Annotated in this window: 14 protein-coding genes; 13 read left to right on the top strand and 1 reads right to left on the bottom strand. The window is 45.4% G+C overall.

Features of this window, described 5'->3' with window-relative positions:
* From EKG39_RS22940 to rplL, 7 genes are all read left to right on the top strand, one after another.
* Nucleotides 1-108: EF-Tu C-terminal domain-related protein (locus tag EKG39_RS22940; protein WP_484385941.1), on the top strand; the 108-nt coding region annotated here is incomplete at its 5' end.
* Between the two features lie 260 nt (nt 109-368).
* Nucleotides 369-740 (top strand): preprotein translocase subunit SecE, encoded by a 372-nt coding sequence (secE, locus tag EKG39_RS22935; RefSeq protein WP_126508281.1) that lies wholly within the window; start codon nt 369-371, stop codon nt 738-740.
* Nucleotides 741-749: 9 nt separating this feature from the next.
* Nucleotides 750-1,301 (top strand): transcription termination/antitermination protein NusG, encoded by a 552-nt coding sequence (gene nusG / locus EKG39_RS22930; RefSeq protein WP_126508280.1) that lies wholly within the window; start codon nt 750-752, stop codon nt 1,299-1,301.
* Between the two features lie 124 nt (nt 1,302-1,425).
* Nucleotides 1,426-1,854: a 50S ribosomal protein L11 gene (gene rplK, locus EKG39_RS22925; protein ID WP_126508279.1), complete on the top strand. Its 429-nt coding sequence runs from the start codon at nt 1,426-1,428 to the stop codon at nt 1,852-1,854.
* Nucleotides 1,855-1,858: 4 nt separating this feature from the next.
* Nucleotides 1,859-2,560 (top strand): 50S ribosomal protein L1, encoded by a 702-nt coding sequence (gene rplA / locus EKG39_RS22920; RefSeq protein ID WP_126508278.1) that lies wholly within the window; start codon nt 1,859-1,861, stop codon nt 2,558-2,560.
* 264 nt (nt 2,561-2,824) lie between these two features.
* Entirely contained in the window at nt 2,825-3,325 is a 501-nt protein-coding gene (rplJ, locus tag EKG39_RS22915; RefSeq protein ID WP_126508277.1) for a 50S ribosomal protein L10, read from the top strand.
* 45 nt (nt 3,326-3,370) lie between these two features.
* Nucleotides 3,371-3,739 carry a 50S ribosomal protein L7/L12 gene (gene rplL / locus EKG39_RS22910; RefSeq protein WP_126508276.1) on the top strand — a complete coding sequence of 123 codons (369 nt, stop codon included), beginning with the start codon at nt 3,371-3,373 and terminating at the stop codon, nt 3,737-3,739.
* 52 nt (nt 3,740-3,791) lie between these two features.
* On the opposite strand, the gene EKG39_RS23505 is transcribed toward rplL, so the two are convergent.
* Nucleotides 3,792-3,932, bottom strand: a complete 141-nt coding sequence (locus EKG39_RS23505; protein WP_185817696.1) for a hypothetical protein — start codon at nt 3,930-3,932, stop codon at nt 3,792-3,794.
* Nucleotides 3,933-3,977: 45 nt separating this feature from the next.
* Between EKG39_RS23505 and rpoB the strand changes: the two genes are divergently transcribed.
* The 6 genes from rpoB to EKG39_RS22880 all read left to right on the top strand — a co-directional run.
* The gene (gene rpoB / locus EKG39_RS22905; protein ID WP_126508275.1) at nt 3,978-8,009 is read left to right on the top strand and encodes a DNA-directed RNA polymerase subunit beta; all 4,032 of its coding nucleotides are present in this window, start codon (nt 3,978-3,980) and stop codon (nt 8,007-8,009) included.
* An 80-nt stretch (nt 8,010-8,089) separates the two neighbouring features.
* Entirely contained in the window at nt 8,090-12,307 is a 4,218-nt protein-coding gene (gene rpoC, locus EKG39_RS22900) for a DNA-directed RNA polymerase subunit beta' (RefSeq protein WP_126508274.1), read from the top strand.
* Between the two features lie 190 nt (nt 12,308-12,497).
* Nucleotides 12,498-12,872 (top strand): 30S ribosomal protein S12, encoded by a 375-nt coding sequence (rpsL, locus tag EKG39_RS22895; protein WP_012327264.1) that lies wholly within the window; start codon nt 12,498-12,500, stop codon nt 12,870-12,872.
* Between the two features lie 80 nt (nt 12,873-12,952).
* Nucleotides 12,953-13,423 carry a 30S ribosomal protein S7 gene (rpsG, locus tag EKG39_RS22890; RefSeq protein ID WP_076416857.1) on the top strand — a complete coding sequence of 157 codons (471 nt, stop codon included), beginning with the start codon at nt 12,953-12,955 and terminating at the stop codon, nt 13,421-13,423.
* A 75-nt stretch (nt 13,424-13,498) separates the two neighbouring features.
* A complete protein-coding gene (fusA, locus tag EKG39_RS22885; RefSeq protein WP_126508273.1) occupies nt 13,499-15,595 on the top strand; it encodes an elongation factor G in 2,097 nt (698 codons plus the stop codon).
* Between the two features lie 81 nt (nt 15,596-15,676).
* Nucleotides 15,677-15,854: GTP-binding protein (locus tag EKG39_RS22880; protein ID WP_246028595.1), on the top strand; the 178-nt coding region annotated here is incomplete at its 3' end.

Raw genomic sequence — 15,854 nt, 5'->3', positions numbered from 1 at the left:
ACTGTTACACTAATCTGCCCAATCGCGATGGACGAAGGTTTACGCTTCGCAATCCGTGAAGGTGGCCGTACAGTTGGTGCTGGTGTTGTAGCTGAGATTGTTGCTTAATAGCGACTAGTCTGACTAGACATCTAAAAAGGAAGCTTCGGCTTCCTTTTTTGCTTTTTTATCTGTTATGTTGATCCAAGGTCGCTAGTATTCTTGCTTCGTAGCCGGAATAAGAATACAATCTATGGCCGATTTTTGACCCTCTGAGCTTATGTTTGGCGTTTAGAGTAGCAAGTTGGATTTTTAATGGGTTGGTGAATTTGCAGAAATTCAAGCAGCCGAACACAAGCTCAGGTCGTAGTGAGTAACGGAATTAACCGATGACAACAAATACTGAAAGCCAGGGTAATTCTCTGGATATTGTAAAGTGGGCCCTAGTCGTTATCTTATTGGCTGCCGCCATTGTCGGCAATCAGATGTATAGCGAAGCCAGTGTGTTGGTTCGAGCAATAAGTGTAGTAGTAGCATTCGTTATTGCAGGATTTATTGCGCTTCAAACTGAGAAAGGTAAGCAAGCGCTTATTTTTGCTCGTGAAGCACAAATTGAAGTACGTAAGGTAGTTTGGCCTACGCGTCAAGAAGCGCTTAATACAACATTTATTGTATTAGCCGCGACCGGTATTCTTGCGTTGATCCTTTGGGGTATGGACGCAGTACTACTGAGAATTGTTAATTTTATTACAGGCGTATAGGCACTTCGTATGACTGAAGCAACTGAAGCTAAAAAAAGATGGTATGTAGTCCAGGCATTCTCTGGCTATGAAGGTCGTGTGCTTAAGACTCTGAATGAGCATATTCAGATGCATAACATGGAGCATTACTTCGGTGAGATCCTTGTTCCTACCGAAGAAGTCGTAGAGATGCGAGCGGGTCAGCGCCGAAAGAGTGAGCGTAAGTTCTTTCCTGGCTATGTACTAGTCCAGATGGAAATGAACGACGAAAGCTGGCATTTGGTGAAGAGTATCCCACGTGTAATGGGCTTCATCGGTGGCACTTCGGATCGTCCAGCTCCTATTTCGGATAAAGAAGCCGATAGAATTCTGCAGCGTCTTGAAGAGACTACCGAGTCTCCGACTCATAGAGTCATATTTGAGCCAGGCGAAGTCGTACGTGTAACTGACGGGCCTTTTGCCGACTTCAACGGTACCGTTGAAGAGGTCGATTATGAGAAGAGCCGCGTTAAGGTTTCTGTCATGATCTTCGGTCGTTCGACTCCGGTTGAGCTAGACTTTGGTCAGATCGAAAAAAGCTGATTAATTTAAATACAAAAAGTATTTGGACTGGGTGCGGATTTGTTGTAAAATCCGCACCCATTATTTTCGGGGAGCTAACTGACATTTTGTTAGTGGCGTTTGAACCCAAACTGAGGAAATACTCATGGCTAAGAAAGTTGATGGTTACATCAAACTACAAGTTGCAGCCGGTGCTGCAAACCCGTCGCCACCAGTCGGCCCTGCATTGGGTCAGAAAGGTGTTAACATCATGGAATTCTGTAAAGCATTCAATGCTCGTACTGAAAAGTTCGACAAAGGAATGCCAATTCCAGTAGTTATCACTGTATATACTGATCGCTCTTTCACTTTCGAAACTAAGACGCCACCTGCATCTTTCCTACTGCTTAAAGCAGCTGGTCTGAAGTCTGGTTCTGGCCGTCCTAACACTGAAAAAGTGGGAACTATCAAGCGTAGCGCTGTTCAGGAAATTGCTGAAACTAAAGCTACCGATATGACTGGTGCTGATATTGAAGCGATGACTCGCTCAATTGAAGGTACTGCGCGTTCAATGGGTTTGGTAGTAGAGGATTAATACAATGGCAAAGCTAACTAAACGCGCTCGCTTGATTCGCGAAAAAGTAGAAGTAACTAAAAACTACGACATCAATGAAGCTGTTGCACTACTTAAGGAACTAGCTACTGCTAAGTTCGTTGAGAGTGTTGATGTAGCGGTTAACCTAGGTGTTGATCCACGTAAATCTGACCAAAACGTTCGTGGCGCTACTGTGCTACCACACGGTACTGGTCGTGAAGTTCGTGTTGCTGTGTTCACACAGGGCGCTAACGCTGAAGCTGCTACTGCTGCTGGTGCAGAACTTGTCGGTATGGACGAGCTTGCTGCACAAGTTAAAGCTGGTGAAATGAACTTCGACGTTGTTATTGCTTCTCCTGATGCAATGCGCGTAGTTGGTCAGCTAGGTCAAATCTTAGGCCCACGTGGTCTAATGCCTAACCCTAAGACTGGCACAGTTACACCAAATGTTGCTGAAGCTGTTAAGAATGCTAAAGCTGGTCAGGTCCGTTACCGTACTGATAAGAACGGTATCATCCACACTACTATCGGTAAAGTGGACTTCGAACCTGCTCAACTTAAAGAAAACTTGGAAGCACTGATTGGAGCACTAGTGAAAGCTAAGCCTGCTGCAGCTAAAGGTGTTTTCTTGAAGAAAGTTAGCATCTCTACCACTATGGGTGCAGGTGTTGCTGTTGACCAGAGTACTCTGGCTGACGCTAAGTAATTTTACAAAGCTCGCGCATTAGTCTATAATGCGCGCACTTTGTGGGTTGGGGCCTATCTTTTAACCTTTTTGGTAAAAGCATAGGCTTCCGTCCAAGACCGTAGGTGTCGACTAAAAAGTTAACTTAATTTCCTACGTAGACGGTGTCGGACCCCAGATAGATTTTGTTCTGCTGGATATACGCACCGTAAGTCGTTAACCATGAATTTGGTTAACATGGTAATTGCTAGGGATTTCCCTAGATAGAATCCAGGAGTAAAGCCAATGGCATTAAGACTCGAAGACAAACAAGCGATTGTTGCTGAAGTCAACGAAGCTGCCAAAGGTGCTTTATCTGCAGTTGTTGCCGATTCACGCGGTGTAACTGTAGGTGATATGACCGGTCTGCGTAAAGCAGCTCGCGAAGCAGGAGTTTACGTTAAAGTTGTACGTAACACTCTAGCTAAACGCGCTGTTGAAGGTACTTCTTTTGAATGCCTTAACGAGACGTTTTCTGGTCCTACTTTAATTGCATTCTCTAACGAGCACCCAGGTGCTGCAGCGCGTCTTCTTAAAGATTTCGCCGCTGAACAAGAGAAATTTGAAATTAAAGCAGCAGCCTTTGAAGGGGAAGTAATCCCTGCAGCCGATATTGATCGTTTAGCGAAACTGCCAACATACGACGAAGCATTAGCTCAGTTGATGATGACTATGAAAGAAGCATCTGCTGGCAAGTTTGTACGTCTACTGGCCGCCCTTCGCGATCAAAAAGAAGAAGCAGCTTAAGTTTATACTTGCTGCCTAAACTCAGAACATTAGGAATTTTTTGTTATGTCTATCACTAAAGACCAAATCTTAGAAGCCTTTGCAGAAATGTCTGTAATGGAAGTTGTTGAACTAATCGAAGCAATGGAAGAAAAGTTCGGCGTATCTGCTGCAGCTGCTGTTGTTGCTGGCGGTGCTGAAGGCGGTGCTGCTGCTGCTGAGCAAACTGAATTTGACGTTATGATGACTTCATTCGGTGACAACAAAGTTAAAGTAATTAAAGCTCTTCGTGGCGCTACAGGTCTTGGCCTGAAAGAAGCTAAAGCTATGGCTGAAGCTGCTCCAGTAGCAGTTAAAGAAGCTATCACTAAAGAAGAAGCTGAAGCTCTAAAAACTGAACTTGAAGAAGCTGGTGCTTCTGTAGAGATCAAGTAAGTTATAATTTAACTTGCTAAGCCCGAGCAATCGGGTGAAGGCTGGCGGTTTTTTAACCGTCGGCCTTTTTTGCGCTGTAAGCGTAGGCGATTTTTTTTTCACCGTTTGTCGCCAGATTATGCAGTTCCTGACAGAGATTACTGGTTAGGTTCTTGCCATCAACGGTGATGGGCAAACGTGCTGTTTCAATCAAATGATTGGTTCAGTCTTGGTCACATCTCGCAATCAGAGGAAACCCATGGTTTACTCCTATTCTGAAAAGAAGCGTATTCGCAAAGACTTTGGTAAACGTCCACAAGTTTTGGATATTCCTTATCTTTTGTCTATACAGTTGGACTCATTCAAAAAGTTCACCGATCAAGATCCTACCGGTGAGCGTGGTTTTGAGGCCGCTTTCCGTAGCGTTTTTCCCATCAAAAGCTTTTCTGGTAACTCAGAGCTACAATATGTTAGCTATAAGTTAGGTGAGCCTGTTTTTGATGTGAAAGAGTGTCAAATCCGCGGTGTTACATACTCCGCACCACTGCGCGTTAAATTGCGTATGGTGTTGTATGACCGTGAAGCGGCACCTGGCACAGTTAAAGACATTAAAGAACAAGAAGTCTATATGGGGGATATCCCTCTAATGACTGACAACGGTACCTTTGTTATCAATGGTACTGAGCGTGTTATCGTATCTCAGTTACACCGTTCACCTGGTGTTTTCTTCGATCATGACCGCGGCAAGACCCACTCATCTGGTAAGGTGCTTTATAACGCACGTATTATTCCTTACCGTGGTTCTTGGTTAGATTTTGAATTCGATCCAAAAGATGCTCTGTTTGTACGTATTGACCGTCGTCGTAAGCTTGCGGCTTCTATCATTCTGCGTGCATTAGATTATTCTACTCAGGATATTCTAGATCTGTTCTTCGATCGCGTTAACTTTAAGATCAAGAAAGATTCATTAGTGATGGATCTAGTTGCAGAGCGCCTACGTGGTGAAACTGCCAGCTACGACATCAAAGATTCTGAAGGTAAGATTCTTGTTGAGAAAGGACGCCGCATTACTGCACGTCATATTCGTCAGCTTGAAAAAACTAATACTACAGAACTTGAAGTACCGGTTGATTACATCTCTGGTAAGATCTCTGGTCAGGATTACATCGATCCGGATACCGGTGAAGTGTTAGTTTCAGCGAACGCTGAGATAAGCCTTGAAGATCTAGCTAAGCTATCAATGGCTGGCATTAAAGAAGTAAGCACACTTTATATCAATGAACTTGATAATGGTGCTTACATGTCAGATACACTACGTATCGATTCTACAACTAACCGCTTAGAAGCATTAGTTGAGATCTATCGTATGATGCGTCCTGGCGAGCCACCAACCAAAGATGCTGCCGAAGCCCTATTCCAGAACTTGTTCTTCAGTGAAGAGCGTTATGATCTATCTAAAGTAGGTCGTATGAAGTTCAACCGTCGTTTGAGCATTGATGACGACGAAGGTACTGGCATCCTATCTAAAGAAGATATCGTTGCAGTTATGAAAAACATCATCACTATCCGTAATGGTAATGATGAAGTTGATGATATCGATCACTTGGGTAACCGTCGTATCCGTAGTGTTGGTGAAATGGCTGAAAACCAGTTCCGTGTTGGTCTAGTTCGTGTAGAACGTGCCGTACGTGAGCGTTTGAGCCTTGGCGATCTTAATGAGCTAATGCCTCAAGATTTGATCAACGCTAAGCCAATTTCTGCAGCAGTTAAAGAGTTCTTCGGATCTTCACAGCTGTCCCAGTTTATGGATCAAAACAACCCGCTTTCAGAAGTGACTCACAAGCGCCGTATTTCGGCTCTTGGTCCAGGTGGTTTGACTCGTGAACGTGCTGGTTTCGAAGTTCGAGATGTACACCCGACTCACTACGGTCGTTTATGTCCAATTGAGACCCCTGAAGGTCCAAACATTGGTCTAATCAACTCGTTAGCAAGTTTCGCACGTACTAACTCTTACGGCTTCCTTGAAACACCTTACCGCAAGGTTATTGATGGTGTTGTGACTGATCAGGTCGATTACCTGTCAGCTATCGAAGAAGGTCGTTATGTTATCGCACAGGCAATCGTAGATCTTGATGAAAACGGTCGCATGATGGACGAGCTAATTGCTTGTCGTCATAAAGGTGATTCAACCTTTATGGGTGCCGGTGACATTCAATATATGGATGTATCGCCTCAACAGATTATTTCTGTTGCAGCGTCACTGATTCCGTTCCTTGAACACGATGATGCTAACCGTGCCTTGATGGGTGCGAACATGCAACGCCAAGCGGTTCCAACATTGAAGGCTGATAAGCCTCTGGTTGGTACTGGTATTGAGCGTACTCTTGCTGTCGATTCAGGTGTTGTTGTTGCTGCTAAACGTGGCGGTTATATCGATTATGTCGACGCAAGCCGTATCGTTGTTAAGGTTAACGAAGCTGAGCTAACTCCTGGTGAAGCTGGTATCGATATCTACAACTTGACTAAATACACACGTTCTAACCAGAACACCTGTATTAACCAACGTCCTTGTTGTTCTATGGGTGACCCAGTTGTTCGTGGTGACGTATTAGCCGATGGCCCATCTACCGATTTAGGTGATTTGGCTCTTGGTCAGAACATGCGTATCGCGTTCATGCCTTGGAATGGTTACAACTTCGAGGATTCAATCCTTATCTCTGAGCGCGTTGCTATGGAAGATCGTTTCACGACTATCCATATTCAAGAGCTTTCATGTATTGCACGTGATACTAAGCTTGGTAGCGAAGAGATCACTGCCGATATTCCAAACGTTGGTGAATCTGCGCTTTCTAAGCTGGATGAATCAGGTATCGTTTACATCGGTGCTGAAGTTAAGGGTGGTGACATCCTGGTTGGTAAGGTTACACCTAAGGGTGAAACTCAGCTGACTCCGGAAGAGAAACTACTCCGTGCTATTTTCGGTGAGAAGGCCTCTGACGTTAAAGACAGTTCACTTCGTGTACCTAACTCTGTTAAAGGTACTATCATCGACGTTCAGGTATTTACCCGTGACGGCGTTGAGAAAGATAAGCGTGCTGTTGAAATTGAAGAGATGCATGTAGGTCAGGCTAAGAAAGATTTGACCGAAGAGTTCCAAATCCTCGAAGAGGGTGTTTATGGACGTGCACGTAACCTTCTACTGAGTGCAGGCTTTACCGAAGATCAGTTAGCTACAATTCCGCGTTCACAGTTATTGGTTCAAACCATTGACGACGAAGCTAAGCAAACTGAACTCGAACAACTTGCCGAGCAGCATGACGAACTTAAAGCTGATTTCGATAAGAAATTTGAAATTAAGCGTCGTAAGATCACTCAAGGTGATGATTTAGCACCTGGCGTACTTAAGATTGTTAAGGTTTACCTTGCAGTTAAGCGTACTATCCAGCCTGGTGATAAGATGGCGGGTCGTCACGGTAACAAGGGTGTTATCTCTAAGATTAACCCTGTTGAAGACATGCCTTACGATGAGAACGGTAACCCAATCGACATCGTTCTGAACCCACTAGGTGTACCATCTCGTATGAACATCGGTCAGGTTCTTGAGGTTCACATGGGTGCTGCTGCTAAAGGTATCGGTGATCGCATCACTGCTATGCTTGAAGAGCAACGTGAATTGGCAGAGCTTCGTGGCTACATCAAAGAAGTTTATGAGTTAGGTGAAGAGGTGCAGCAGCGCGTCGACATCGATTCATTTACCGATGATGAAGTACTGCGTCTTGCTAAGAACCTTAAAGGTGGTATCCCAACTGCTACGCCTGCATTCGATGGTGCGAAAGAGAAAGAAATTAAGGAAATGCTAGCGCTTGCTGGTCTTCCAACTTCTGGACAGCGTCGTTTGTTTGATGGTCGTACAGGTGATGAGTTTGAGCGTCAGGTAACTGTTGGTTACATGTATATGCTGAAACTGAACCACTTGGTTGACGATAAGATGCATGCCCGTTCTACGGGTTCATACAGTCTTGTAACTCAACAGCCATTGGGTGGTAAAGCTCAGTTCGGTGGTCAGCGTTTCGGTGAGATGGAAGTTTGGGCACTAGAAGCATACGGTGCCGCATACACACTTCAGGAAATGCTCACTGTTAAATCTGATGACGTTAACGGTCGTACTCATATGTATAAAAACATTGTCGACGGTAACCACCAGATGCAACCAGGTATGCCAGAGTCCTTCAACGTACTATTGAAGGAGATCCGTTCACTCGGTATTAATATCGAGTTGGATCAAGACTAAATCTAGGTTTACCTAGTTTGGCAATAAATTGGTGCTCCGCCTAAGCGGGGCACCCGGTTTAACTCCTTCAGGAGAGAAACGTGAAAGACTTATTAAAGTTTCTGAAACAGCAAAGCAAGACCGAAGAGTTTAACGGTATTAAGATCGGCCTAGCGTCGCCAGATCTAATCCGTTCTTGGTCGTTTGGTGAAGTTAAGAAGCCAGAAACCATTAACTACCGTACCTTTAAGCCTGAGCGTGAAGGCTTATTCTGTGCACGTATTTTTGGTCCAGTAAAAGATTACGAATGTTTATGCGGTAAGTATAAGCGTCTTAAACACCGTGGTGTGATCTGTGAGAAGTGTGGCGTTGAAGTTACACAGACTAAAGTACGTCGTGAGCGTATGGGTCACATCGATCTTGCCAGCCCAGTAGCACATATCTGGTTCTTGAAGTCACTGCCGTCTCGTATCGGCTTGATGCTGGATATGACTCTGCGTGACATCGAACGCGTACTTTACTTCGAATCTTTCGTTGTAATCGAGCCTGGCATGACCAGTCTTGAGCGTGGCCAGATGTTGACAGAAGAAAACTACCTGGATGCACTCGAAGAGTACGGTGATGAGTTCGAAGCTAAGATGGGTGCTGAAGCAGTTCTAGAATTGCTACGTGCTATCGAGCTTGAGAAAGAGATTGAGATGATGCGCGAAGAATTGCCATCAATTAACTCTGAGACTCGCCGTAAGAAGATCACTAAGCGTCTTAAGCTTGTTGAGGCATTCTTCCAATCGGGCAACAAGCCTGAGTGGATGATCCTTAAAGTGCTACCGGTTCTGCCACCAGATCTACGTCCACTAGTTCCACTAGATGGCGGTCGTTTTGCTACGTCTGATCTGAACGACCTTTATCGTCGTGTGATCAACCGTAACAACCGTCTTAAGCGTCTGTTAGATCTAGCCGCGCCAGATATCATCGTACGTAACGAAAAACGTATGCTGCAAGAATCTGTCGATGCGCTATTGGATAACGGTCGTCGTGGTCGTGCAATCACGGGTTCTAACAAGCGTCCGCTTAAATCTTTGGCCGATATGATCAAAGGTAAGCAAGGTCGTTTCCGTCAGAACTTGCTAGGTAAACGTGTAGATTACTCTGGTCGTTCGGTTATTACCGTAGGTCCAACACTTCGCTTACATCAGTGTGGTCTTCCTAAGAAGATGGCACTCGAGCTATTTAAGCCTTTCATCTATGGCAAGCTAGAAGGTCGTGGTCTTGCTACTACGATTAAAGCTGCTAAGAAGATGGTAGAGCGCGAAGTACCAGAAGTTTGGGATGTTCTGGACGATGTTATTCGTGAACACCCGGTAATGCTCAACCGTGCACCAACACTGCACAGATTGGGTATCCAGGCATTTGAGCCAGTATTGATTGAAGGTAAAGCTATTCAGCTTCATCCTTTGGTTTGTGCGGCATACAACGCCGACTTCGATGGTGACCAAATGGCTGTTCACGTGCCGCTAACGCTGGAAGCTCAGCTAGAAGCACGTTCGCTTATGATGTCTACCAACAACATCCTTTCGCCAGCAAACGGCGAGCCGGTTATCACACCGTCACAGGACGTTGTATTGGGTCTGTACTACACCAGCCGTGAGTGTGTAAACGGTAAAGGTGAAGGTATGGTATTCGAGTCAGTCGATGAAGTCGAAAAGGCTTACCGTACCAAAGTCGCAGCTATCCATGCTCGCGTAAAAGTACGTATTACCGAGACTAATATCGATGAGAATGGTGAACGCTCTGAATCACGTCGTATCGTTGATACTACGGTTGGTCGTGCACTGCTTTCTCGTATTCTACCGAAAGGTTTGTCATATGATCTGGTTAACCAGAACATGGGCAAGAAGCAGATTTCTAAGTTGCTTAACACTTGTTATCGTCAACTAGGTCTTAAAGATACCGTTATCTTTGCTGACCAATTGATGTATGCCGGTTTCCATTATGCGACTGTATCGGGTGCCTCAGTGGGTATCAACGATATGGTTATTCCAGAAGAGAAGTATACTCTGGTTGCTGATGCCGAAGCGGAAGTTCTTGAGATTCAAGAGCAGTTCCAATCGGGTCTGGTTACCGCCGGTGAGCGTTACAACAAGGTCATCGATATCTGGGCAAGTGCGAACGAGAAAGTCTCTAAGGCCATGATGGAAAACCTGTCTTCTGAGACAGTGATTAACCGTGAAGGTGTACCAGAGAAGCAAGAGTCATTCAACAGCATCTACATGATGGCTGACTCGGGCGCTCGTGGTAGTGCTGCACAGATTCGTCAGTTGGCGGGTATGCGTGGTCTGATGGCTAAGCCAGATGGCTCAATCATTGAAACGCCTATTGTGGCGAACTTCCGTGAAGGTCTAAACGTATCTCAGTACTTTATCTCTACTCACGGTGCGCGTAAGGGTCTAGCCGATACGGCATTGAAGACGGCTAACTCGGGTTACTTGACTCGTCGTCTGGTAGACGTTGCGCAGGATCTTGTCGTTATCGAAGATGACTGTGGCACGTTCGAAGGTCTGACAATGAAGCCGCTTATTGAAGGTGGTGATGTTGTTGAACCATTACGTGAGCGCGTACTTGGTCGTGTTGTTGCTATCGACGTTATGTACCCAGGTACAGAGAATGTTCTGGCTCCGCGTAATACTCTGCTTGATGAAGCATGGTGTGACACGTTAGAAGAGCATTCTGTCGATGAAGTGATCGTACGTTCAGTGATTAGCTGTGATACTGATTTCGGTGTTTGTAAAGCCTGTTATGGTCGTGATTTGGCTCGTGGTCATCTCATTAACCAAGGTGAAGCAATCGGTGTTGTTGCTGCTCAGTCAATTGGTGAGCCAGGTACACAGCTTACGATGCGTACCTTCCACATTGGTGGTGCGGCATCTCGAGCTTCTGCTGAAAACAACGTTCAAGTTAAGAATGCTGGTACTGTTAAGCTACATAACGCTAAGCATGTTACTAACAGTGAAGGTAAGTTGGTCATCGTATCTCGTTCATCTGAGGTTGCGATTATCGATGAGTTAGGCCGTGAGAAAGAACGTTATAAAGTTCCTTACGGTACTATCCTGGAAAAACTTGAAGACGCAACCGTTGCAGCCGGTGAAATCATCGCTAACTGGGATCCACATACTCACCCAATCGTTTCTGAGGTTGCGGGTAGTATCAAGTTTGTTGATATGATTGATGGTGTCACTATGACACGTCAAACAGATGAGCTTACTGGTCTTTCTTCAATCGTAGTTATGGAAGTGGGTCAACGTCCTACTGCCGGTAAAGAGATGCGTCCGGCGATCCGTCTGGTTGGAGCCGATGGCAACGACTTGATGATCCCAGGAACTGAAGTTCCTGCGCAATACTTCTTACCAGCTAACGCGATTGTTAACCAAGACGATAATGCACCAATTAACGTTGGTGATGCGCTAGCGCGTATTCCGCAGGAATCGTCAAAGACTCGTGATATTACCGGTGGTCTACCTCGCGTTGCTGACTTGTTCGAAGCGCGTAAGCCAAAAGAGCCTGCAATTCTTGCTGAGTACTCAGGTACTATCTCGTTTGGTAAAGAGACCAAAGGTAAGCGTCGTCTTGTGATCACGCCTGCCGATGGTGGCGAAGCTTACGAAGAGATGATTCCTAAGTGGCGTAACCTGAACGTGTTCGAAGGTGAAAAAGTCGAACGTGGTGAGGTTATTGCTGACGGACCAGAAGCTGCACATGACATCCTGCGTCTACGTGGTATTCATAAGGTTGCTAACTACATCGTTAATGAAGTTCAAGACGTATATCGTCTACAGGGCGTAAAAATTAACGATAAGCATATCGAAGTGATTATTCGTCAGATGCTGCGTAAGTGCGAAATCACTAACGCTGGTGATAGTCTATTCCTTGCTGGTGAACAGGCTGAAGTGTCTCGTGTTAAGATCGCAAACCGCGAACTTGAAGCACAAGGCAAGCAACCTGCAACCTTCGAACGTGAGCTTCTTGGTATCACCAAGGCGTCTCTGGCTACTGAGTCATTTATCTCAGCAGCATCGTTCCAGGAAACAACACGCGTACTGACCGAAGCGGCAGTAGGCGGTAAGAGTGATCAACTACGCGGTCTTAAAGAGAACGTTATCGTTGGTCGTCTGATCCCTGCGGGTACTGGTTATTCATATCACCAGAAACGCAATGCAGAAGCTACTGCCGGTACAACTACCGAAGCAGCACCTGCAATAAGCGCAAGCGAAGCGGAACAGAACCTGGCAGATCTTCTTAATCTTGCCGGAAGCTCAGATTAATTTCGTGCTGAAAAGTAAATAGAATGTAAAAAAGGCGCCTCTGGCGCCTTTTTTTTACTTATTATCGGTTAAAAGTTGTCTATTTCTTGACAGAACGGCATTACCTTTCTAAAATTTCGCGTCCCACACCTGTGGGATATAGATTTTTCACACCTTACTGTTGAGTTTATCAACTGATTCGGAGCTATACATGGCAACTGTAAACCAGTTGGTCCGTAAGCCTCGCGCGCCAAAAGTCGACAAGACTAATGTGCCTGCGTTGAATGCGTGTCCACAAAAACGTGGTGTTTGTACTCGCGTATATACAACCACACCAAAAAAACCTAACTCTGCACTACGTAAAGTAGCTCGTGTGCGTCTAACTAACGGTTTCGAAGTAACTTCGTACATCGGCGGTGAAGGCCACAACCTGCAGGAACACAGTGTAATCCTAATCCGTGGTGGTCGTGTTAAAGACTTACCTGGTGTGCGTTACCACACTGTTCGTGGCGCTTTAGACTGTGCTGGCGTAAGTGAACGTCGTCAAGGTCGTTCTAAGTACGGAGCTAAGCGTCCTAAGTCTTAACGTTTTCCGTTAAGTAAGGCCAAGCTAGATTATATTGAGATTCCAGTTTTGGGGTCCCTGAAGCATACGGAGAAATTGTTATGCCAAGACGTCGCGTTGTAGGACAACGTAAAATCCTACCAGATCCAAAGTTTAATAGTGAGTTGCTGGCTAAGTTCATCAACGTCATTATGCAGGATGGCAAAAAGTCTACTGCAGAAAAAATTATTTATAAGGCACTAGATACCGCTTCTGAAAAGAAAGGCGAAGACCATCTAGTGATCCTTGAAGCAGCACTTGAAAATGTTCGCCCATCAGTCGAGGTTAAATCTCGTCGTGTTGGTGGTTCTACTTACCAAGTACCATGTGAAGTACGTCCAGTTCGTCGTAATGCACTGGGCATGCGTTGGTTAGTTGAAGCTGCACGTAAGCGTGGTGAAAAATCTATGGCTCTACGTCTAGCAGGTGAAATGCTAGACGCTTCAGATAATAAAGGTACTGCTGTTAAGAAGCGTGAAGACGTTCACCGTATGGCAGAAGCAAACAAAGCGTTTGCTCATTACCGCTGGTAATCTGATGGAGCTGGCATTTGCCAGCTCCAAATTCTACATCTCTAAGGTTTTAACCTTAGTTAAGAGGGTTTAATCGTGGCTCGTACAACTCCTATTGAGCGCTACCGTAATATTGGTATCTGTGCTCATGTTGACGCAGGAAAAACCACAACGACAGAACGAGTTCTGTTCTACACCGGTATGTCTCATAAGATCGGTGAAGTTCATGATGGCGCAGCCACCATGGATTGGATGGAGCAGGAGCAGGAGCGTGGTATTACCATCACTTCTGCGGCAACAACTACGTTCTGGCGCGGTATGGAGGCACAGTTTACTGAGCACCGTATCAACATCATCGATACTCCTGGCCACGTTGACTTCACTATTGAAGTAGAACGTTCGCTACGTGTTCTTGATGGCGCAGTCGTTGTGTTCTGTGGTTCATCGGGCGTTGAACCACAATCTGAGACTGTTTGGCGTCAAGCTGATAAATATCATGTACCGCGAATCGTATTCGTCAATAAGATGGATCGTGCCGGGGCTGATTTTGAAAGTGTGGTCGAGCAGATCCGTAACCGTCTGGGAGCGACTTGTGTACCGATTCACCTGAATATTGGTGCAGAAGATGAGTTTAAGGGTGTTATCGACCTGATTAAGATGAAGGCCATAAACTGGTCAGAAGCTGATCAAGGTGCGACATTTACCTATGAAGATATTCCTGCTGAGCTTGCTGATAAAGCAGCCGATATGCGTGAATATCTCGTTGAAGCAGCAGCTGAAGCCTCTGATGAGCTGATGGATAAATACCTTGAAGAAGGTGAACTGTCAGAAGAAGAGATTAAGTCAGCACTTCGTCAACGAACTCTAGCTAACGAAATCGTACTTGCAACCTGTGGTTCTGCATTTAAGAACAAAGGTGTGCAGGCGGTTCTCGATGCTGTTGTTGATTACTTGCCATCTCCTGTCGAAGTACCTGCGATTAAGGGCATCGACGAGAAAGATCAAGAGACAGATCGTCCTGCGGACGATAATGCGCCTTTTTCTGCCTTGGCATTTAAAATCGCGACAGACCCGTTTGTTGGAACATTGACCTTTATGCGTGTTTATTCAGGCGTAATGGAAACTGGTTCCGGCGTTTATAATTCGGTTAAGCAGAAGCGGGAACGCATCGGTCGTATGGTGCAGATGCATGCAAACGATCGCCAAGAGATCAAAGAAGTTCGCGCTGGTGACATCGCGGCTGCAATTGGTCTTAAGGACGTGACTACCGGAGATACTCTTTGTGATCCAGATCATAAGGTTATCCTGGAACGTATGGAATTCCCAGAGCCAGTGATTACGATTGCTGTTGAACCAAGATCTCAAGCCGATGAGCAGAAAATGGGTATTGCGTTGCAAAAACTTGCAGCAGAAGATCCATCTTTCCGTGTCGAAACTGATCCAGAATCAGGTCAGACACTTATCTCTGGCATGGGTGAGCTACACTTAGATATTATCGTCGACCGCATGCGTCGCGAATTTAATGTTGAGTGTAACGTGGGTAAACCTCAAGTCGCTTATCGTGAGACTATTCGCTCTAGTGTAGAAGTCGAAGGTAAATTTGTACGCCAGTCAGGCGGACGTGGCCAATTTGGTCATGTGTGGTTGAAACTGGAGCCTCAAGAAGAGGGCTTTGGGTACGAATTTGTCAACGAGATTGTTGGTGGTGTTGTTCCAAGAGAATTCATACCTGCAGTAGATAAAGGTATTCAAGAACAGATGAAGAGTGGCGTTATCGCCGGCTTCCCTGTCTTGGATGTAAAGGTAACTTTGTACGACGGCTCATACCATGATGTCGACTCGAATGAAATGGCCTTTAAAGTTGCTGGTTCTATGGGTTTTAAGAAGGGTGCTCTAGAAGCTGACCCTGTACTGTTAGAACCATGCATGAAAGTCGAAGTCACAACACCCGAAGATTATATGGGTGATGTGGTCGGAGATTTGAACCGTCGTCGTGGATTGATCGAGGGTATGGATGACGGCATTGCCGGCGTCAAACTCGTTCATGCGACTGTACCGTTATCTGAAATGTTTGGTTATGCAACAGATTTGCGCAGCGCATCTCAGGGGCGCGCTTCATACTCTATGGAGTTTTTGAAGTACTCTGATGCACCGCAAAACATTGCTAAAGCGATTATGGAAGCTCGTGGCTAAAAGCCTGGCTTGCATATTTGTATAAATTAATTGCTATTGCTCGGTTATAGCCGAGCATTTCTGAAAAGAAAGGAATATATCGTGGCTAAAGAAAAATTTGAACGTAATAAACCCCATGTAAACGTTGGTACTATCGGACACGTTGACCATGGTAAAACTACTCTAACTGCTGCAATCTCTGCAGTATTGACTAAGACTTACGGTGGTGAAGTTAAAGACTTCGCACAAATCGATAACGCTCCAGAAGAGCGTGAGCGCG

Origin of the sequence: Shewanella atlantica, from assembly GCF_003966265.1 — a bacterium.
Taxonomy (GTDB): Bacteria; Pseudomonadota; Gammaproteobacteria; order Enterobacterales; family Shewanellaceae; genus Shewanella; species Shewanella atlantica.
This window is presented reverse-complemented; position numbering and strand designations above follow the sequence as displayed.

Excerpts from the sequence above, each read along its gene's own strand:
- secE (WP_126508281.1), top strand. The coding sequence starts at position 369 with ATGACAACAAATACTGAAAGCCAGGGTAATTCTCTGGATATTGTAAAG.
- nusG (WP_126508280.1), top strand. The coding sequence starts at position 750 with ATGACTGAAGCAACTGAAGCTAAAAAAAGATGGTATGTAGTCCAGGCA.
- rplK (WP_126508279.1), top strand. The coding sequence starts at position 1,426 with ATGGCTAAGAAAGTTGATGGTTACATCAAACTACAAGTTGCAGCCGGT.
- rplA (WP_126508278.1), top strand. The coding sequence starts at position 1,859 with ATGGCAAAGCTAACTAAACGCGCTCGCTTGATTCGCGAAAAAGTAGAA.
- rplJ (WP_126508277.1), top strand. The coding sequence starts at position 2,825 with ATGGCATTAAGACTCGAAGACAAACAAGCGATTGTTGCTGAAGTCAAC.
- rplL (WP_126508276.1), top strand. The coding sequence starts at position 3,371 with ATGTCTATCACTAAAGACCAAATCTTAGAAGCCTTTGCAGAAATGTCT.
- rpoB (WP_126508275.1), top strand. The coding sequence starts at position 3,978 with ATGGTTTACTCCTATTCTGAAAAGAAGCGTATTCGCAAAGACTTTGGT.
- rpsL (WP_012327264.1), top strand. The coding sequence starts at position 12,498 with ATGGCAACTGTAAACCAGTTGGTCCGTAAGCCTCGCGCGCCAAAAGTC.
- rpsG (WP_076416857.1), top strand. The coding sequence starts at position 12,953 with ATGCCAAGACGTCGCGTTGTAGGACAACGTAAAATCCTACCAGATCCA.